Raw genomic sequence first — 18061 nt, 5'->3', positions numbered from 1 at the left:
CAGGAGATTCGAAGTGGATGAACTGAACGCTTTATTCCATGGATTCGGCACAGTACTGAGCTGGTACAACCTGCTGATGATGTTCATAGGGCTGGTGCTGGGCGTCGTCATCGGCGTGCTGCCGGGCCTGGGAGGCCCCAACGGAGTGGCGATCCTGCTGCCACTGACCTTTACCATGCCTCCCACGTCGGCGATCATCATGCTGTCGTGCATTTATTGGGGCTCGCTGTTCGCCGGCGCCATCACGTCGATTCTGTTCAACATTCCCGGCGAAACTTCGTCGGTGGCGACCACCTTCGACGGCTATCCCCTGGCCCAGCAAGGCCGGGCCGGCAATGCGCTCACGGCATCGTTCACTGGATCGTTCTTTGGCGCGCTGTCGGGGGTTCTGCTCATCACCTTCCTGGCTCCACTGGTATCCAAGTTCGCTCTACGCTTTGGACCACCAGAGTTCTTTGCGGTCTTCCTGCTGACCTTCTGCAGCTTTGTAGGCACCGACAAGAAGACGCCTTTCAAGACCATTATTTCCATGATGGTGGGTTTCGGCTTGGCCGCCGTCGGCATGGACACCATCAGCGGCGGCCTGCGCATGACTTTCGGATGGTCGGAGTTGTTGCGGGGAGTGGACTTCCTGGTGGTGGTCATCGGTCTGTTCGGCATCGGCGAGATTCTGGTCAGCATGGAAGAAGGCCTGAAGTTCGAAGGCAAGAACGGCCGGATCAACCTGAAGGTCGTGCTGCAGACCTGGAAGGAAATGCCCAGGTACTGGATGACGCTCGTTCGCAGCACAATAGTGGGCTGCTGGATGGGTGTCACGCCCGGCGGCGCCACCGCCGCTTCGTTCATGGGCTACGGGCTGGCGCAACGTTTCTCGCGCAACGGTCACAAGTTCGGTACGGGGCAGATCGAAGGCGTGATTGCTCCGGAAACGGCGGCGCACGCCTCGGGCACGTCGGCCCTGCTGCCCATGCTGGCCCTGGGCATCCCGGGCTCAGCTACGGCTGCGGTTCTGCTGGGCGGACTGATGATCTGGGGATTGCAGCCCGGCCCCCTGCTGTTCGTGGAACAAAAGGAATTCGTATGGGGGCTGATCGCAAGCATGTATCTGGGCAACTTCGTTGGCCTGCTGATCGTATTGAGCACAGTGCCCCTGTTCGCGGCCATCCTGCGCATACCGTTCGCCATCGTGGCCCCCATCATCATCGTCGTCTGCGCAATAGGGGCCTACTCGGTCAATAACGCCATGCTCGACGTCTGGTTCATGCTGTTCTTCGGCGTCGTCGGATATGTGCTGAAAAAACTTTCATATCCCCTGGCTCCAATGATCCTGGCCCTGGTGCTGGGCGACCGCATGGAAGACGCGTTCCGGCAGTCCATGCTGGGCCCCGGCACCGGCCTGCACGTGTTCTGGTCCAACGGCCTGGTGGGCACCATTACGACCCTGGCGCTGGTGATGCTGTTCTGGCCATTGGTCAGTCTTCTCTGGCGGCTGATTCGCCGCTCGGGCGGCGGCGGCGGCAATGAATCGGCCATCGGCAAGGCCAACGGATAACTGACGCAGACGATGGGACCGGCGCACGGGCCAGGCAAACCGTAGTGAACTGTATCGGTGGGTAGCCAGGCATGTACGGCGCTGGCGACTACCGCGCGATCCGCACAAAATAGCACTATCTCGCCGACCCGCTCGCGCCCGGCTGCGCGGTGCCCGCATGGCGCCGCGTTTGCCGCGAGCACGGGCTCAATCGCAGGAGTGCTGCTATATGGCCAATCACGTCAGGCATTGTCGCCGCACCGTCGACGGCATCGACGTTTTCTACCGCGAAGCCGGCCCGCCGGACGCACCGGTGGTGCTGCTGCCACACGGCTATCCGTGCTCTTCGTACGAATTCCGCAATTTCATGCCCCGCCTGGCCGACCGCTGGCGCCTCATCGCGCCCGATTTTCCAGGGGCTGGATATAGCGCGACGCCGGATGACTTCGACTACAGCTCCGATGGCTACGCCGAGTTCCTGGACGGCTTTGTAAAGGCATTGGGCCTGCACCGGTTCGTGCTGTACCTGCACGACTTCGGGTCACCCGTGGGCGCCAGGCTGGCCATCAAGAACCCGGAACGCATCGTGGCCCAGATCATCCAGAACGGCGACATCCCGTACGAAGATGCGCTCGGCCCCAAGTACGCCGACATCGAGGCCAGCTGGCACCTGCCCGAAAGCGATATGCGCCGCGCCATTGGCGAGAGCATCACCGAAGCCGTGTTTCAGGAAGAGTTTCTGAACAACCTCAGGCCGGAGCTTGCCAGCGCGATCCCTCCCGACTTGTGGAAACTGCATTGGTCGCTCATGACGCCCCGACGCAAACAGGTCGCGATCGACCTGATCGCGGGGCTGAAGCAGAACCGCGCGTGGTTCCCCCAGCACCGGGACTATCTGGCCCGCCATCGGCCACCCACACTGATAGTGTGGGGACCGCAGGATCATTACATGCCTGAAGCCTCGGCGCGCGCTTACCTGCGCGATCTGCCTGATGCCGAATTCCACCTGCTGGATGGGGGCCACTGGTTACTTGAAACCAATCTGGAAGAAGTCGTGCTGTTGGCACGAGACTTTCTGGATCGCGTGCACCCGGCTGGCCCGGGCGCGAGGTGAAGGCGGTACGCCGGTCGGCCGCCGAAGGCGCGGCCGGCAGCCGGCCCGGTGCTAGTAAGGGTGGCAGTTTCCGCCCAGGGCCATGACAGGCGCCATCAGCCGGCCGCTATACCTGATATTGCCTGCGTGGCAAGCTGCGTCGCCACGCGTTCCTTGAAGTCCGGCCCTTCGGTTTCGCGCGGCCGGTACCACACGGTGATCCAGTTGAGCCCGCCGAGGATACTCTTGACGGCGAACGAGGGGTCGAACTTCGCAAATGTTCCCTGGTCGATGCCGCGGCTCACGACATCGAGAAACAGCGCCTCGTAGGCGTCGCGCATGGCGATCACTTCTGCGAGCGCCTCGCGCTCCAGGGGCGTGGTGCTGACGGACTGGTGCAGCTCAATGCCTTGCACCGTGACCCGCTGGTAGTACAGGGAGTCCATCATCAGCATCGCATGCAAGTAGGCCATGCGATGGAGCTTCTCGCGAAGACCAAGCGTTTCATTGCAGGCAACCGGAACCTGGGTCTTCAGGTTCATGACCATTGCACGCTTGTGAACGGCGAAAAACAAGTCGGTCTTGCTGCGATAGTGGTAGTAGACGCTGCCCTTGGTGGCACCGATCTGGCTGGCGATTACATCGATGGACGCCGCAGTGAACCCGTAGGTGGTGAACGCCTTGGCCGCCGCGTCCAGCAGCTTGAGTTGGATGGCAGGCATGCTTTCATAATCAATGCCCACCCAGTTTTCAAGTTCGGAAGTCAGGATCACGGTGTATGCAAATCTGGCTGGCGGCGTACGGCAGTATAGCGGCAAAGCATGCTCGTACGCCGCGGCGCCGTTCAAGTATCGAACAGGTTTTCATTGGCGGCGATGACCGCGTTTCCCAGTGTCGGAGCGGGCACGCGAATGCTGCCGGGCGTCGCGCTGAGCTTGATGGGAATGCCGGGGCCGGTATAGTCGGCAGATTGAACCACCATGCCTCGAAACTTGGCATGCTCGGCGTTGGCGACCGCGCGGATGTCGAGGATTGGCGCCGCCGGCACTCCCGCACCGAGAAGCGTCGGCCCCAATTTTTCACCGTCAACCCTGGAGAACGCCTCGCGCAGCTCTGCCTCCAGCACCTCGCGGTTCTCGACCCGCGCGCGGTTGGAGGCGAACCTCGGATCTTGCGGCAGGCCAGCCACACCCAGGTGTTGGCACAGTCTGGCGAACAATCTGTCGTTGGCTACGGCCACGAACAACGGCACGGTGGCGGTGCGGTAGACGTTATACGGCACGATGTTCGCATGCTGGTTGCCCGAGGGGCCTGGCACTTTGCCCGAATGCAGATAATTGGCCAGAAATGGATGCGCCACCGAAACGGCGCTGTCGTACAAGCTGACATCGGCCATCTGACCGCGTCCGGTGCGATGCCGCGCCTGTAGCGCCAACAGGATCGCCATTGCAGCATTCATGCCCGTTGTGAGATCAACCACCGGAACGCCGATGCGTACCGGCTCGCCCGCCTGGTCGCCGTTGATCGACAAAAGGCCGGCCATCGCCTGCACGGCAGCGTCGTAGCCGGGCAAGCCCCCGTAGGGACCTTCGTCGCCAAAGCCAGTGATACGACAGTGGATCAGCCGGGGGAATCGTTCAACGAACCACTGCGCCTGCGGAATTCCCCAGGCCTTGAGTGTGCTCAGTTTGAAGTTCTCGATCAGTACGTCGGCCGTGTCCAGCAAGGCAAACAGCTTCTCGCGCTCGCCGGCCTGGCCCAGATCGAGAACCACGCTGCGCTTGTTGCGATTCACTGCATTGAAGTAGGCCGAGCTTTCGTTGACGAACGGCGGACCGAACCCACGGCACTCGTCTCCTTCCGGACTTTCGATCTTGATGACATCGGCCCCATGGTCACCCAGGATCTGTCCCGCGAAAGGACCGGCCAACACCCTGGCGGCGTCCACCACCTTCAGGCCCGCAAGCGCCCCGTCGGGATATTGCTGCTCGGTCATGCCTCTGCTCCTCGCCATGTGTCTAGTTGCCGATGGTCCATGTCAGTTCGTATTCCTTGCCGACAGCACGGACGTCGAAGGTCATTGACAGGCGCCGATTGTGCGCTTGCAGGGCACCCTCTATCAGCCCGTTCCAGGCACTGGCGAGCGCCGGATGAAACTCGTCGATGCCATCCATGAATGCCCAGCCGCTCTGGCGTACCTCGTGGCGGCCATCAAGGTGTTGCTCGATCTCGCAGGTGTCGCCATGGGCGGCGCCCAGGTCAGCGACGAAGCGCGCGAATCCCTCCGCGTCTGGCTTGTAATTTCCCCCCAGCGCCCGAGCGACTTCGTGGTAGAACTGCATGCCGATCATCAGGGCTGCCATACCCAGGCGATGGGCGGCTTCGTCCGGGCCCCACAACTGCAGCGCAGTGGGATACGCCGAGCGCACATATTCCATGGCGTAATTGCGGTGCGCCTTAGCCAGCCTGGTTGCCGGCCATTGATCCGTGGGCAGCCGCGGCGCCTTGTCGGGGTCGAAATCCGGCGCGTCTTCGCCTCGGGCAAAGCGCAGGCGCTCATGGGGCAAGAGGTCCCGATCGTACTCGTAGTAATAGCCTTCCAGGCCGGACTGCCCGTCGACAGTCTGCTTGGTGCAGACGAACCCCAGGCGCGGATTGTTCAACATCGTGCCGTTCTGTGCATGCCAGCCGCGCAGCATCGCCTGAGAGACTTCCGGCGCGATTCCGCACAGCGCCGTCCCCGACCAGATCCAGCGCGGCGCGGCGTAGCGGATCCAGGCCTTGCGGTCGGACTCCGGCATATATTCGACATGCACGCCGCCAATGTGATTGGATAGATAGTGGTATTGCGCGGCGGCGACCGCATGCGGCAGCTTGTCGAGGCCGAGTTTTTGTAAACCGAGCAGAAAACGTTCGCGGCGTTGCCGGCAGAAGATTTCGTACACCAGTTCTGCCGTGGCGGCCGTACCGTGCCGCGAGGACACGTACAGAACAATGCCCGTGAAGTACGCGTGATACCACTCGGCTACCGCGCGCCAGGCGGAGGTCGGGTCTTCTGAGCTGGGATCTTGGTTCACTCTATGCTCCATTATCTTGCCGGCAAGTGCATCAGGATGCACCGGCCTCTGCTTCACGCTTGATGGCGCGCGCGATCACGACACGCTGGATTTCCGAAGTTCCTTCGTAGATCTCTGTAATGCGCTGGTCGCGATAGCAACGCTCTACCACGCTGGGTTTGACATACCCCCGGCCCCCCAGGATCTGCACCGCATCGTCGCACACAGTGTGCGAGGCTTCGCTGGCAAACAATTTCGCCATGGCACCCAGGACACTGATGTCCTGCCCGCTGTCGTACGCGCGAGCCGCTTCGTACAGCATCATACGGGCCGCCGACAGCTGCGTGGCCGCGTTGGCCAGCATGAATCCCACGCCTTGATGGTCTATCACGGCGCGGCCGAAGGCGTGGCGCGACGCCGCGAACTGGCTCGCCGCGCGATAGCTGCACATTGCTATGCCCAGCGCTTGAGCGGCAACAACCACCCGGCCAACGTTGAGGGTTGAAAGGGCGAGCTTCAGGCCCTGCCCTTCTTTCCCTACGATGCTGGTGGCGGGTACCCGGACATCGACCTTGAAATTCGTCGTCGTGGTGCCGCGTATACCCATCTTGTCTTCGTAAAAATCCACCACGGCGCCCTCTGTGTCGCGCGGGACCCAGAAGGCGGTGATGTTGTTCCGGGCCCCGCATTCGCCAGTGCGCGCGAACACGATGAAATGCCTGGAATGTCCGCCATTGCCCAGCCAGCACTTTTCGCCTCGGATCCGCCAGCCGTCGCCCTCGCGCACGGCCGTGGTCTGAATCGACGCGGCGTCCGAGCCGGCACCGCGTTCGCTCAGTGCGAAGTTCACCGCCACGCCTTCGCGCGCCAGGCCGCCGAGCAACGCTTCTTTCTGCGCCTCGGTGCCGCCCAGCAGTACGGGGAAGGCCCCCAGCGAAAGCGCGGCCATGATGGCTGCGGTGGAGCCGCATCCCTCGGCAATCGATTCCACCACGGCCACCAGCGCCGTCAGGGGCGCCCCCCCGCCGCCGTACTGACGGGGAATGAACATGCCGCCGACACCCGAATCACGAAGGGGTTCGAGATGCTCGACCGGATAGCGCTGCTCGCGGTCGATGGCGTCGGCCGCCGGCGCAAAGTATTTGTCCGTGAGACGGCGCGCCGTCTCACGCCACCGCAAGGCTTCTTCATCTAGTGCGGGCTGCCAAAGAACTGTCACGGTTCGGTTCTCCATCCATGTGTACCGCGATACATACTACTCGGTATCATTCACCGCTTCCAGTACCTTTATAAAAAAATTCCCTTTGAGCATAGCTACTTGTCAAACCACGTATTTAAGATGATACTAAGTAGTATGTTTAACGATGAGGCCAGCCGCCAGACGGCGGCCGCTAACGGACGACTCCATGGGCGGACCACTGAACGGAATACGGGTACTGGACATGACGGCTGCGCTGTCAGGGCCTGTCGCCACGCAAATCCTGGGTGACATGGGCGCCGATGTCGTCAAGATCGAACCTCCCGAGGGAGACAGCATCCGGGACCTCGGCCCCGCCCGGCACCGCGGCATGGGTGCGATGTTCCTTCATACCAACCGCAGCAAGCGCAGCGTCGTGCTGGACCTGAAATTGGAAGGCGGCCAAGCCGCCTTCATGCGGCTGGCCGAGCAGGCCGACGTGGTCGTCTGCAATACGCGGCCGAAGGCGATGCAACGACTCGGCCTGGCCTATGAGCAAGTCGCAGCCCGCAACCCGGATGTCGTCTATGTGAACATCGTGGGTTACGGGCAAGGCGGTACGCATGCGGACAAGCCGGCCTATGACGACCTCATCCAGGCTGCCACGGGGATCGCATCGTTGCGCGCTCCGGATGAGCCCGCGCGATACGCTCCAGTGGCACTGGCCGACCGTGTCACCGGAATATGCGCCGCCAACGCTGTCCTGGGCGCGCTGTATCACCGCGCCGTCACAGGCCAGGGCCAGCACATCGAAGTTCCCATGTTCGAATCCATCGCTTCACTGGTACTGGCAGACCACATGGCGGGGCTGACGTTCGAGCCTCCTATCGGCCCACCGGTATTCCAGCGCTATGCCTCCATCCGCCGGCCTTTCCGCACGCAGGATGGTTTCCTGTGCATGATGGTGCTTACCGACAGGCAATGGAGTGCGTTTTTCTCCGCCGTCGGTCGACCCGAAGTGATACAGGATGCGCGCTTCACCAAAATGGCGGACCGCACCGAGCATCTCGAAGCCTTGTACGCCATCGTGTCCGAGATCCTTTCCGAACGCCCCACCGATGCCTGGATCACCTGCCTTGAAGCGGCAGACATCCCCGTCGCCCGAATAGAAACGATGGAATCGCTGCTGGTTCACCCCCATCTGCAACAAACCGGTTTCTTCGCCGACGTGGAACATCCTACCGAGGGCAGGATACGCAGCATGACCCGCACCAGCACCTGGTCGGCGACGCAGCCGGGCGCAACTCGTCCCACGCCGCGTCTGGGAGAACACAGCCGGGAAGTTCTGATGGAAGCCGGATTCTCCGAGGACCAGGTACAAGCCCTATTCGCAAGCGGAGCGGCACGAGGATGAACACCATGCAAGCAGTAGTCTGCCGGAAGTACGGCGGCCCGGACGTCGCGGCCTTGGAAGAAATCGCGCCTCCTGCCCTGCAGGAGGGTGCGGTGCGTATCCAGGTACATGCGTGCAGCGCCAGCTTCGCAAGCCTTCTGGTCATGGAAGGCAAGCACCAGAACCGGGCGCCGCTGCCGCTCATCCCCGGCACAGAGGTAGCCGGGATCGTCGTGGAAACGGGTCCGGGTGCCTCGCGCTTCCAGGTTGGCGAGCGTGTCATCGCCGGCGTCCAGTCGGGAGGTTATGCGCAGCAAGTCGTCGCCCCTGAAGCCACTGTCTTTCATCTTCCGGACGGAATCGACTTCGAGGCCGGCGCGCAGTTCCCCACGATCTACGGCACCGCTTACGGCGCGTTGCACTGGCGAGCCCAGGTGGCAGAGGGAGAAGTCGTTCTGGTGCACGGCGCTGCCGGTGGCAGCGGCCTGGCTGCGGTCGAAGTGGCCAAGGCATTGGGCGCCACAGTGATCGCGACGGCCGGGTCTGCGGCCAAACAAGAGGTCGTACTCCAGCACGGCGCCGACCATGCCATCGACTATCGGTCCCGCGACTGGCGTGAAGCCGTACTGGAACTGACCGGCGGTCGCGGAGCCGACGTCATCTACGACCCCGTCGGCGGCCCGACCTTCGACACCTCGCTGCGATGCATCGCCCCGGACGGGCGCATTATCCCGATGGGTTTCGCCAGCGGCGTCATTCCTACGGTTCCGGCCAATATCGCACTGGTGAAGAACATCAGCGTCATCGGTGTGTACTGGGGCTATTACTTCGGGTGGGCCAGGCATCCCGCCGCCCCCGGCACAGACGCGAAGCTGAGGAAAGCCTACGCGCAGCTGTTCGACTGGACCGCGCAAGGCAAGATCCGGCCGCGCATCCACGCGGCACTTCCCCTTTCCGAATTCAAGACCGCATTGCACATGATCGCAAGCCGAGAGGCGATCGGCAGAGTCATTATGCGGCCGCAGCCATAGCGGCCCTGTTTCATCAAGGCACTCAAAAGGAGACAAACGTGTTCAAACGCATCACCCTGGCCGGCATGGCCGCCCTGCTGGCCTTCAGCGCAGCCACAGCGCAAGCCCAAGACAAGTACCCCGCTCGCCCCATCACGCTCATCTCGCCCTACCAGGCCGGAGGGACTACCGAAACGTTTGCCCGCCTCATCATCGACGATGTCGCTGGCATTCTGGGGCAGCCGATCGTCGTGGAGCCGAAGCCCGGGGCGGCCGGCACCATCGGGGCGCGCCTCGTCGCGCAAAGCAAGCCGGACGGATACACACTGCTGGCGAATACTTCGCAGCACGTGATGTATGAAGGCATGTTCGCGAACCTGCCGTTCGAGCCCCTGAAAGATTTCCGCCCGGTCGGCGTGTTGGGATCGGCACCCATTATTGTGGTCACCGGCGAAAATTCGCCCTACAAGACCTTCCAGCAGGTGCTGGAAGCAGCCAAGACCCGGAACATCACGTTTGCCTCCGGCGCCCAAGGCTCGCTGCCACACCTGACGGGCGAGCGGGTAGCCTTCCAGGGCAAGCTCGACATGACCCACGTTCCGTTCAGCGGCACCGCGCCGGCGCTGACCAACGTCATGGGCGGTCACGTGGACCTGCTCTATTCCACCGCCGCCAGCGTGATGCCTCACATCCGTGGTGGCAAATTGCGGGCGCTGGCGGTATCTACCAACAAGCGCATGCCCGAACTGCCCGACGTCCCCACGATCGAGGAACTCGGCATTCCGGATTTCGACGTAACCGCATGGTATGGCGTATGGGTGCCCAAGGACACGCCCACCGAAATCGTGGACGCCATCAACAAGGCCATGCGAGAAGCGTCCGCGCGGCCTGACGCGCTCAAGCGCATGGAAGCGCTGAGCGTGACTCCCAGCAACTTGACCGCCGAGCAGTTCGCCGATTTCGCGCAAAGCGAACGCAAGACCTGGCTGGAAGTGATGAAGCGCGCCAACATGAAACCGGCCAGCTGAGATGACCGCAGCCGATGAAGTTCTGGTGCACATCCAGGATCGGGCGGCGTGGGTCACCATCAACCGCCCCCAACGGATGAACGCGCTGGCGACGTCGACGTTCGCACGGCTGGTTGACGTCTCTTTAACGCTAGACCGCGATCCGTCCGTCCGGGTGGTGGTCTACACCGGCGCGGGGGACCGGGCTTTCTCCGCCGGCGTGGACCTGAAAGAACTGGACACCGCGGGCAGCATGCTGCATCCGATGGACGGCCCTGCGCGCAATCTCAACGAGGTCATCCTCGAGATGGCCAAGCCCACCATCGCGGCCATCAATGGCGTAGCCGCCGGCGGCGGCTGCGAACTGGCCCTGGCCTGCGATATACGTGTGGCGGCCGACAGTGCACGGCTGGGACTGCCGGAGGCGAGGGTCGGGATGGGAGCCAACTTCGGCAGCGTCGTGCTTCCGCAGCTGATTCCTCGTGGCCTGGCGCTGGAGGCGCTGTACACGGGCGACCTGATGGACGCCCTGCTCGCGCGCGAGCTCGGCTTGGTCAATCGCGTCTATCCGGCCTCCGAACTCGCGGAGCAGGTTGCGCGCCTGGCCAACCAGATCGCCAGCAATGCGCCGCTTTCGGTGCAACGCATGAAGGCGGTCGCGTCCAAGAGCATCGGCCTGCCGATTTCCGCTGCTCTGCGATTATCGGTGGGGCCCAACCCTTACGACAGCGAGGACCGCAAGGAAGGGGCTCGGGCCTTCGTCGAGAAGCGCAAGCCCGATTTTCAAGGGCGGTGATCCGACCTGCCTCCTGGACCCGGCGTAGCGGTTGGGATTCAGCGGTGCAGGCCAGCCGCTGAATCCGTTCGCTGCACCGGCGCTCCGTCACGGCGACGCTACGCCGCGGAGCACGCTCCACCAGCTACAACACGTAGCGTTCGTATTTCTTGATCGCTTCGCGGTTATTGCGGTTGAGTACGCCCATGAGCCGCTCGGCTTCGGCGGCGTCCGATCGCGCCACGGCGGCCAGCACGGCGCGGTAATCAAAAACCATGGTTTCCGCGCGCCCAGGCAGCAACGCGACGCGCTGGCGCACCACGCGTATGCGCTCGTGGATGCGATCGGCATGATCCGACAAGATCGGATTGCTGGCGGCGGCTTGCAGGCGGTTCCTGAACTTCTCGATCAAGGCGATCAGCTTGTCGACGTCACCGGTTTCAAGCGCCTTCTGGAATGGCTCGCCAAACTGCTCGACCAGGTCCGCCCAATCGTCGGGCTTGGTCTGGCTGGCGGCCAGCCGCACCATCATGCCGTCGAGGGCCTCACGCACATCGTAATAGTGATAAATGGCCTGCATGTCGACATGCGCGACCACGGCCCCCTTGTTGGGGATACGCCGCACGATGCCCCGGTCTTCGAGCACCGCCAGGATTTCGCGCGCCATGGCGCGTGGGATTCCATAGTTTTCGACGAGTTCTTCTTCCGTCAGGCGCGCCCCGGGAAGAATGGTCTGCAGGGAAATTTGCTCGCGCAGGTTGGCCAGTACGGCCTGAATGGAACTGCCCTGACGTTTGGCTTGGGTCATAAGGTCGAGAATCGCCGCTGCTGAAATAAGAGAAGAAACAATAAAGTATAGCTAATTAACCATGCAATTTTGCATGCAAAAAAACATACAATCTATCGCCGTGACTCAGGGTTGCGGCTCACCGGCACCAGCCCGCCAGGCGCCAGGCCCGCCAACGCTATATCCAGTCTGGAGGCAGGCTGGCCGCGATCCTCCGCAGCTTCTTTACGCACCAGCGCGGATTTAACGACGCGCGACCCCACGTATCTGAAGGGCTCGATCGGGAATCTTCCGCGCAGTCCTTGCGCCATCGGTGAATTTCGCCAGGCGTCATTGCGTTCCAGCACCATGGACGCCAGGAACTTTCCGCCCAGGTAGGTCGGGCCGACGCCATTGCCCGAATAGCCATAGCCATAGACGATGTCGGGATGCTCTCCCAGATGGCCGAAGCACGGCAGGCCGTCCATGCTGCGATCGATAGGTCCGGACCAGCTGCGCACAATACCGCTGGCGCGCAATTCGGGATAGAACCGATACAGCAGGTCAGCGACCTCACGGGCGTATCGCGAGGGCCCTTCGTACAGGCCGCCGATCTGGCCACCGAAGGCAAAGTCGCCGCCCCCCCGACCGAACACCATCTCTCCTGCCTGCGTGTTTCGATAGTAGTTCGTAAACAGGCGCGAATCCGATATGGCCACGCCGTTGACCAGCCCGATGCGGGCAAGCGTCTCGGGGCACGGCGCAGTGGCGACCAGGTCACTGCCAACGACGACGATGCCCTTGTTGAGCTCGCGAAAGCGCGAGCTCCAGGCGTTCATGGCCAGCACGAGCTTGCGAGGCCGCAGCTCACCCTGTGGCGTGCCGACGCGCAGCGACGGACGCGTCTGCAAGGATTGCAGCGGCGTGTGCTCGAACACGCGTATGCCCTTTGCCAGCGCCACCCGCCGGAGCCCACGCACATACAGGCCGGGGTGTACTGTCGCGGCTGCCGGTGCAAATACGCCGGCCAGCTGCTGGCGCGAGCCAGACATGCGCCGGACCTCGTCGGGGCTCAGTTCCGTGAAGGGTGCCTGGCCGTGGCGCGCCAGCGCGTCGATGCACGACTTCCAGGATCCGACCTGCGCCTTGTTGCTGGCCGTCCAGAGCCATCCATCCTGCCGCAGTTGGGCATCGATCTGGTGCTGCCCCAGGAAAGCCGCCACATCCGTGGCAATCCGCTCGGACTCCCGCAACAGACGCAATGCCTCTTCCGGGCCGCATACTTTCAACAGTGTCTCGAACTTGGCCGCCCAGCTGAGCACGAAACCACCGTTGCGTCCACTTGCGCCCGAACCGCACTCGCGGGCCTCGATGATGGCAATCGTGAGCCCCGGTGATTGCTCTTTCAGATGCAATGCCGTCCATAGACCGGTGTATCCGCCCCCGACGATACAGACATCAACCTGCAACGACTCCTGCAACGCAGGGCAAGGCGGTTCGCTGCCTCTAGCCTGCTCCAGCCACAGACTGCTCATATGGAAATCCCATTGGTAGGCCCTGGCAACCTGCCCGCACGGGGGCGGGTTGCCAGCCGCATCAGGGCAACTCAGACTTCGTTCACGCGAGTGCCGAGAATGTTCTCGACGCAGCGCGCCCAATACAGGAAGCGGGCATCTTCTTTCTGGAACCCCACCAGTTGAAGCCCCACCGGCAGACCACGGGGGCCACGGGCTATGGGCAAGGTCAATGCGGGGTTGTGCAACAAGGTCCAGATGCGGATGAAGATGTTGCTGCCCGTGTCGCTGATGTCGGGAGCCTCGCCCAGCGTGGCGGGTGTAGCCAGCACATCGATATCGCGAGCGACGTCGATGAAGGCACGCCGGCAGGCGTCGGCCAGGTCGAGCGTGCGGCCGTAGTCTTCAGCAGTGTCGCGTTCACCCTTGTCGAGGTACTCGAGCAGGGCCGGATCACACTTGTCTTCATGATCGCGGCGGATTTCCTTGAACGAGCGGGCCAGGTCGTACGCCATGATGATGTCGTGGTCGTCGGCGATCTGGGTGAACATCTTGGGCATGTCCAGCACCTTGATGCGCACGCCCGCCTGCTGCAGCCGTTGCACCGCATCATCGAACGCCTCTCGCACGCAGGGCTCCGCTTCGTCCCAGCCCAGCGGTCGCCACACGCCCACGGTGAAATCGCGACGGACCGGGAGGTCGATGTCGTAGCGTGGGTCGCCCAAGGCTTCTCCGAAGAAGATCGACAGGTCGGCCACCGACCGGGCGATGGCGCCCAGCGTGTCGAGCGGGCGCGAGTAGCGGCGCAGACCCGCATAAGGCAGCGTGTCCATGGTTGGCTTGAACCCTACCGCCCCGCAGAAGGTCGAGGGACGCACGATAGAGCCACCGGTCTGGGTACCGAGCGAAATCGGAGTCTGGAAGTCCGCCACCGCGGCCGCGGATCCGGCGGACGAGGCACCGGGTGTACGCGACGGGTCGTGCGGATTGCGGGCTGGGCCAGGCAGCATGATCGAATGGCGTGAAACCGTGTTCTTGCCCAACAGCACGAAGCCCATCTGGCGCACCAGCTGTGCAATGGCCGCATCTGAGGTGGGGCGCCGATTCGGGAAGATTTCAGGGTCGCCCAGTTCAGTGGGCATGTCGGAAGTATCGATAATGTCTTTCAAGCCCAGCGGAGCCCCGTCCAGGCGTTGCTTGCGACCATTGCGGTCAACCTCGCGCGCGCGCTCGAGTGCCTTGTCGGCATTGACATAGACCCATGCCTGAACCACTGGATTGCGCTGCTCGATACGCTCGAGACATGCCTGGGTCCATTGCTCGCTGGTCAATTTTCCGGCGTCCATTTCCCGCAGGCCTTCAGCCAGGGTCAATGCGCTGATGCGGGACGGGGCGGGCCGACGTTCGGCTGCGCGGGACTCACTACGTTCTGCTGACATCGAAACAACTCCTTGAATTAAAAAGCCTCGCTTACGAGTGCCTGGAAGGAACGCCTGACCGACCGATGTACAGGTCTGCCATTTCTTGGTTCTGAAGGAGCGCCTGCGCCGTATCGGCCAGCACAATGCGCCCGGAATCTAGGATGTATCCGCGATCGCTGAACTCCAGCGCCTGGCGCGCTCGCTGCTCAACCATCAGCACCGCCACACCCAGGCCCGGCAGACGCTTGACTTCGTTGAAGACCTGGTCTGTGAGACCGGGAGACAGCGCCGCCGAGGGCTCGTCCAGCAGGATGAGACTGGGCCTGGACATCAATGCACGGGCGAACGCGAGCTGCTGGCGCTCGCCGCCCGACAGGTTCTCGGCCTGCGTGCGTCGCCGTTCGGCCAATGCGGGAAACAACGTCAACATCTTGTCGATCATCGCCTTGCGATCGTCGACGGCTTCGACCACCTGTAGATTCTCCAGGACGGTCAGCGTGCCGAATACATTGCTGACCTGCGGCACATACCCGATTCCTTGGTAAATGCGCCGGTTGACGGGCAGCTCACGAAGATTCTGTCCGTTCAGCTCGATGCGGCCGGTCACCATGGGCAACAGGCCCATAATGGCCTTGATCAGCGTGGACTTGCCCGCCCCGTTGGTACCCGCGATCGTGACGATCTCTTTTTCGGCGACATCCATGTGGATACCGCTCACGATAGGCGTGTCGCCATAACCCGCGGACACATCTTCCAGCACAAGTATTTTCTTCATACGGCACCACCCATGTAGGCTATGCGGACCCGTTCATCGGCCAGCACGTGATCGGGCGGGCCTTCGCACAGCACGCTGCCACGGTCCATGATGTACATGCGGGGCACGAGCTCTGACAGCGCCTGCAGGTTGTGCTCGATGATGAGCACGGTAATGCCGCGCTCGTTCAGCTCGACGATGCGGCGCGAGAGCTCTTCGACCAGCACCGGGTTCACCCCGGCGAAGGGCTCGTCCAGCATGATGAATTCGGGGTCCATCATCAGCAGGCGCCCCAGCTCCAACAGCTTCTTCTGGCCGCCGGAGAGCTTGCCGGCCAGCTCGTGCGCGACTTTCGTGAGATTGAGAAAACCCAGCAGTTCCTCGGCGCGTTCGCGAATCTCTGTTTCCTGGCGCCTGACGCTGGCCGGCGAAAGGAACAGCGCGCCCAGGCGCTCTCCACGTTGCCCCGGTGCCGCCGCCATCAGATTCTCAAGCACGCTCAATTGACCGAACTCGCGCGGCACCTGGAAAGTGCGCGCCAGTCCCATGCTCACGCGCCTCTGGACGCTCAGATTCGAGATATCGTGGCCGTTGAATTTCACTGTGCCGGCCTGCGCGGGCACATAACCGGTGATCACCGAGAACAGCGTGCTCTTGCCAGCGCCATTGGTGCCGATCAGTCCGAGACGCTCACCCTTGTTCACCACGATGGACACATCATCGAGCGCAAGAACGCCGCCAAACCCCGCGCGTATGTTCTGAACAGACAGTTGCGACATGGTTAGCTTTCCTTCTTCGGAGAGTCGCCGAATATTCCGTACGGGCGATACAGGATGCACAGCACCAGGCCAAGTCCGATGATGAAGAACCGCAGGCTGGCCATCTGCACTTCCGATATGTCGAAGAACAGGAATTCACGCACGAAACGCGAGCCTTCCAGGAACACCATCAGGATCACGGTGCCCGCCACCACGCCTTTCAGGCTGCCGGCGCCACCGATGATGATGGCTATCCATACATAGAAGGTGATGAGCGGCACAAACTGCTCGGGCGCGATGAAAGTCAGGTAGTGCGCCGTAAATGCACCCGCCAGGCCGGCCAGCGCGGCGCCTATCATCAGCGAACGGGTCTTGAACCAGGCGGGATTCTTCCCCAGGGCCATCACGGCCACTTCGTTGTCGCGTATGGCCTTGATGGTGCGGCCGAAGGGGCTGGTTATGATTTTCCGTATCGCCATGAAGGCCAGGACGTTGGTGATGAGCAGCGTAATCAGGATCAGCACGTCGACCGTGATGCCCGTCGCATAGTCGCCGAACAGCCGCGGTATTCCCGGTATGCCATGCACCCCGCGCGTCAGCCATTCTTCTTTCTGCAGAATCATGCGCACCGATTCCGAGAACCCCAGCGTCACAATCGCCAGATAGTCCCCCCGCAAGCGCAGGGCGATGACGCCCAGCGGATAGGCGCAGACGCAACTGACCAGCGCACCCGCAAGAATGCACAACGGGAGCGGCAAGCCCTGCAGCGACAGCAGCGCCGATGTGTATGCGCCGATCGCGTAGAAGCCGACGTGGCCGAAGTTGATGAGGCCGGTAAAGCCATACTGCAGGGCCAGTCCTCCGGCCAGGAGCATATAGATCAGTACCGTGATGAATATGGCAATCAGATAGGCTTCCACCGCTCACCTCACTGTGCGTACGCGGCCCATGATGCCTTGGGGCCGGAAAAGAAGAACGACGAGCAGCACCAGGAAGGCGATGACGATCTTGTACGCCGATCCGATATAGAGCGTGGCGACTTCCTGGGCGATGCCAAAGATCAGCATGCCGAGAACGGCCCCCACCGGGCTTCCCACTCCGCCCAGGATCACGGCGGCAAACATGGGCAGCAGCAGTTCCCAGCCGAGCTCCGGAAGTACGGTGGCCTTGACGCCCAGGAGCACACCGCCCAGGCCCGAGAACACGCCGACGATGCTCCAGAGGATCAGCATGACTTTGCGCACATCGATGCCCCCCACCGCCGCAAGTTGCGGGTCATCGGATACCGCCCGCATGCGGCGGCCGGTTGGGGTCAGGTAAAGCATGCCGAACATGAAGGCCAGCGCCAGCAGGGCGGCAAGGACGATATACACGTCCAGCGGGAGAATCCTGATACCCCCGAAGTTCCACGCCCGCTGCAGCGGCGCCTGTATCGTGTACTGGCCATGGCCCGCGAAGAACGAAATTGCCGCCCGCACTGCGAAGGCGATGCCGATGGACGCAATGAGCCGCGCCACCAGTGAACGCTCTTCCAGTTTCCTGAATACCCAGAAGTAGAAGAACAGGGAAAGGAAACCGGTCGTGGCGGTGGCCAGCACTACGCTGAGGCCCAGCGATGCCCCGACGAAGGTCTGGGCCGCCACGGTGGCATAGGCCCCGAACGTCATGTAGTCGCCAGCGGCGGCATTGGGAAACCGGGCAATGCCGAACACCAGCGTGATCGCCAGGGCAGGCAATGCCAGCAGCAACCCCACGATCACGCCATTGATGACGGCGTTAACCAACAATACTGAGTCCATACAGCAT

General features: G+C 62.6%; 17 protein-coding genes. 6 read left to right on the top strand and 11 right to left on the bottom strand.

The features are described from left to right. Positions 1–13: 13 nt before the first annotated feature. Entirely contained in the window at positions 14–1552 is a 1539-nt protein-coding gene (locus ACV17W_RS16135; protein ID WP_462593341.1) for a tripartite tricarboxylate transporter permease, read from the top strand. Between the two features lie 208 nt (positions 1553–1760). Further along, positions 1761–2645 (top strand): alpha/beta fold hydrolase, encoded by an 885-nt coding sequence (locus tag ACV17W_RS16130; RefSeq protein WP_462593340.1) that lies wholly within the window; start codon positions 1761–1763, stop codon positions 2643–2645. Between the two features lie 95 nt (positions 2646–2740). On the opposite strand, the gene ACV17W_RS16125 is transcribed toward ACV17W_RS16130, so the two are convergent. From ACV17W_RS16125 to ACV17W_RS16110, 4 genes are all read right to left on the bottom strand, one after another. Then, the gene (locus ACV17W_RS16125) at positions 2741–3346 is read right to left on the bottom strand and encodes a TetR family transcriptional regulator (protein WP_462596573.1); all 606 of its coding nucleotides are present in this window, start codon (positions 3344–3346) and stop codon (positions 2741–2743) included. A 122-nt stretch (positions 3347–3468) separates the two neighbouring features. Beyond that, positions 3469–4620: a CaiB/BaiF CoA transferase family protein gene (locus ACV17W_RS16120; RefSeq protein ID WP_462593339.1), complete on the bottom strand. Its 1152-nt coding sequence runs from the start codon at positions 4618–4620 to the stop codon at positions 3469–3471. A 22-nt stretch (positions 4621–4642) separates the two neighbouring features. Beyond that, on the bottom strand, positions 4643–5713 hold the full coding sequence (locus ACV17W_RS16115) for a hypothetical protein (protein WP_462593338.1): 1071 nt from the start codon (positions 5711–5713) through the stop codon (positions 4643–4645). A gap of 19 nt (positions 5714–5732) precedes the next feature. Then, on the bottom strand, positions 5733–6899 hold the full coding sequence (locus ACV17W_RS16110; protein WP_462593337.1) for an acyl-CoA dehydrogenase family protein: 1167 nt from the start codon (positions 6897–6899) through the stop codon (positions 5733–5735). A gap of 187 nt (positions 6900–7086) precedes the next feature. Between ACV17W_RS16110 and ACV17W_RS16105 the strand changes: the two genes are divergently transcribed. The 4 genes from ACV17W_RS16105 to ACV17W_RS16090 are packed head-to-tail and all read left to right on the top strand — an operon-like array spanning position 7087 to position 11063. Next, a complete protein-coding gene (locus ACV17W_RS16105; protein WP_462593336.1) occupies positions 7087–8271 on the top strand; it encodes a CaiB/BaiF CoA transferase family protein in 1185 nt (394 codons plus the stop codon). A 5-nt stretch (positions 8272–8276) separates the two neighbouring features. After that, the gene (locus ACV17W_RS16100) at positions 8277–9281 is read left to right on the top strand and encodes an NADPH:quinone oxidoreductase family protein (protein ID WP_462593335.1); all 1005 of its coding nucleotides are present in this window, start codon (positions 8277–8279) and stop codon (positions 9279–9281) included. A 38-nt stretch (positions 9282–9319) separates the two neighbouring features. After that, entirely contained in the window at positions 9320–10288 is a 969-nt protein-coding gene (locus tag ACV17W_RS16095; protein ID WP_462593334.1) for a Bug family tripartite tricarboxylate transporter substrate binding protein, read from the top strand. Between the two features lies 1 nt (position 10289). Next, positions 10290–11063: an enoyl-CoA hydratase/isomerase family protein gene (locus tag ACV17W_RS16090; protein ID WP_462593333.1), complete on the top strand. Its 774-nt coding sequence runs from the start codon at positions 10290–10292 to the stop codon at positions 11061–11063. Between the two features lie 124 nt (positions 11064–11187). Here ACV17W_RS16090 and ACV17W_RS16085 read toward each other — a convergent pair whose 3' ends face one another. From ACV17W_RS16085 to ACV17W_RS16055, 7 genes are all read right to left on the bottom strand, one after another. Beyond that, positions 11188–11850 carry a GntR family transcriptional regulator gene (locus tag ACV17W_RS16085; protein WP_462593332.1) on the bottom strand — a complete coding sequence of 221 codons (663 nt, stop codon included), beginning with the start codon at positions 11848–11850 and terminating at the stop codon, positions 11188–11190. 92 nt (positions 11851–11942) lie between these two features. Further along, on the bottom strand, positions 11943–13343 hold the full coding sequence (locus tag ACV17W_RS16080; protein ID WP_462593331.1) for an NAD(P)/FAD-dependent oxidoreductase: 1401 nt from the start codon (positions 13341–13343) through the stop codon (positions 11943–11945). A 71-nt stretch (positions 13344–13414) separates the two neighbouring features. Next, positions 13415–14761 carry an amidase gene (locus ACV17W_RS16075; RefSeq protein ID WP_462593330.1) on the bottom strand — a complete coding sequence of 449 codons (1347 nt, stop codon included), beginning with the start codon at positions 14759–14761 and terminating at the stop codon, positions 13415–13417. A gap of 31 nt (positions 14762–14792) precedes the next feature. Continuing rightward, positions 14793–15518 (bottom strand): ABC transporter ATP-binding protein, encoded by a 726-nt coding sequence (locus tag ACV17W_RS16070; RefSeq protein ID WP_462593329.1) that lies wholly within the window; start codon positions 15516–15518, stop codon positions 14793–14795. Then, the gene (locus ACV17W_RS16065) at positions 15515–16276 is read right to left on the bottom strand and encodes an ABC transporter ATP-binding protein (RefSeq protein WP_462593328.1); all 762 of its coding nucleotides are present in this window, start codon (positions 16274–16276) and stop codon (positions 15515–15517) included. Before ACV17W_RS16065 ends, ACV17W_RS16070 begins: the two co-directional genes overlap by 4 nt. Positions 16277–16278: 2 nt before the next feature. Next, positions 16279–17130, bottom strand: coding sequence for a branched-chain amino acid ABC transporter permease (locus ACV17W_RS16060; protein ID WP_462596572.1), 852 nt, complete (start codon positions 17128–17130; stop codon positions 16279–16281). Positions 17131–17178: 48 nt separating this feature from the next. Beyond that, positions 17179–18054 (bottom strand): branched-chain amino acid ABC transporter permease, encoded by an 876-nt coding sequence (locus tag ACV17W_RS16055; RefSeq protein WP_462593327.1) that lies wholly within the window; start codon positions 18052–18054, stop codon positions 17179–17181. Positions 18055–18061: the final 7 nt, after the last annotated feature.

The sequence above is a fragment of the Bordetella sp. MIP270_01_BMS genome (assembly GCF_054958705.1).
The sequence above is the reverse complement of the archived record's forward strand: the minus strand, read 5'-3'. Positions and strand labels throughout refer to the sequence as shown.

What these genes read in the sequence shown, in the direction of transcription:
- ACV17W_RS16130 (WP_462593340.1), top strand. Translation starts at nt 1,761, where the DNA reads ATGGCCAATCACGTCAGGCATTGTCGCCGCACCGTCGACGGCATCGAC.
- ACV17W_RS16125 (WP_462596573.1), bottom strand. Translation starts at nt 3,346, where the DNA reads ATGCCTGCCATCCAACTCAAGCTGCTGGACGCGGCGGCCAAGGCGTTC.
- ACV17W_RS16120 (WP_462593339.1), bottom strand. Translation starts at nt 4,620, where the DNA reads ATGACCGAGCAGCAATATCCCGACGGGGCGCTTGCGGGCCTGAAGGTG.
- ACV17W_RS16115 (WP_462593338.1), bottom strand. Translation starts at nt 5,713, where the DNA reads ATGGAGCATAGAGTGAACCAAGATCCCAGCTCAGAAGACCCGACCTCC.
- ACV17W_RS16105 (WP_462593336.1), top strand. Translation starts at nt 7,087, where the DNA reads ATGGGCGGACCACTGAACGGAATACGGGTACTGGACATGACGGCTGCG.
- ACV17W_RS16100 (WP_462593335.1), top strand. Translation starts at nt 8,277, where the DNA reads ATGCAAGCAGTAGTCTGCCGGAAGTACGGCGGCCCGGACGTCGCGGCC.
- ACV17W_RS16090 (WP_462593333.1), top strand. Translation starts at nt 10,290, where the DNA reads ATGACCGCAGCCGATGAAGTTCTGGTGCACATCCAGGATCGGGCGGCG.
- ACV17W_RS16085 (WP_462593332.1), bottom strand. Translation starts at nt 11,850, where the DNA reads ATGACCCAAGCCAAACGTCAGGGCAGTTCCATTCAGGCCGTACTGGCC.
- ACV17W_RS16080 (WP_462593331.1), bottom strand. Translation starts at nt 13,343, where the DNA reads ATGAGCAGTCTGTGGCTGGAGCAGGCTAGAGGCAGCGAACCGCCTTGC.
- ACV17W_RS16075 (WP_462593330.1), bottom strand. Translation starts at nt 14,761, where the DNA reads ATGTCAGCAGAACGTAGTGAGTCCCGCGCAGCCGAACGTCGGCCCGCC.
- ACV17W_RS16070 (WP_462593329.1), bottom strand. Translation starts at nt 15,518, where the DNA reads ATGAAGAAAATACTTGTGCTGGAAGATGTGTCCGCGGGTTATGGCGAC.
- ACV17W_RS16065 (WP_462593328.1), bottom strand. Translation starts at nt 16,276, where the DNA reads ATGTCGCAACTGTCTGTTCAGAACATACGCGCGGGGTTTGGCGGCGTT.
- ACV17W_RS16060 (WP_462596572.1), bottom strand. Translation starts at nt 17,130, where the DNA reads ATGCTCCTGGCCGGAGGACTGGCCCTGCAGTATGGCTTTACCGGCCTC.
- ACV17W_RS16055 (WP_462593327.1), bottom strand. Translation starts at nt 18,054, where the DNA reads ATGGACTCAGTATTGTTGGTTAACGCCGTCATCAATGGCGTGATCGTG.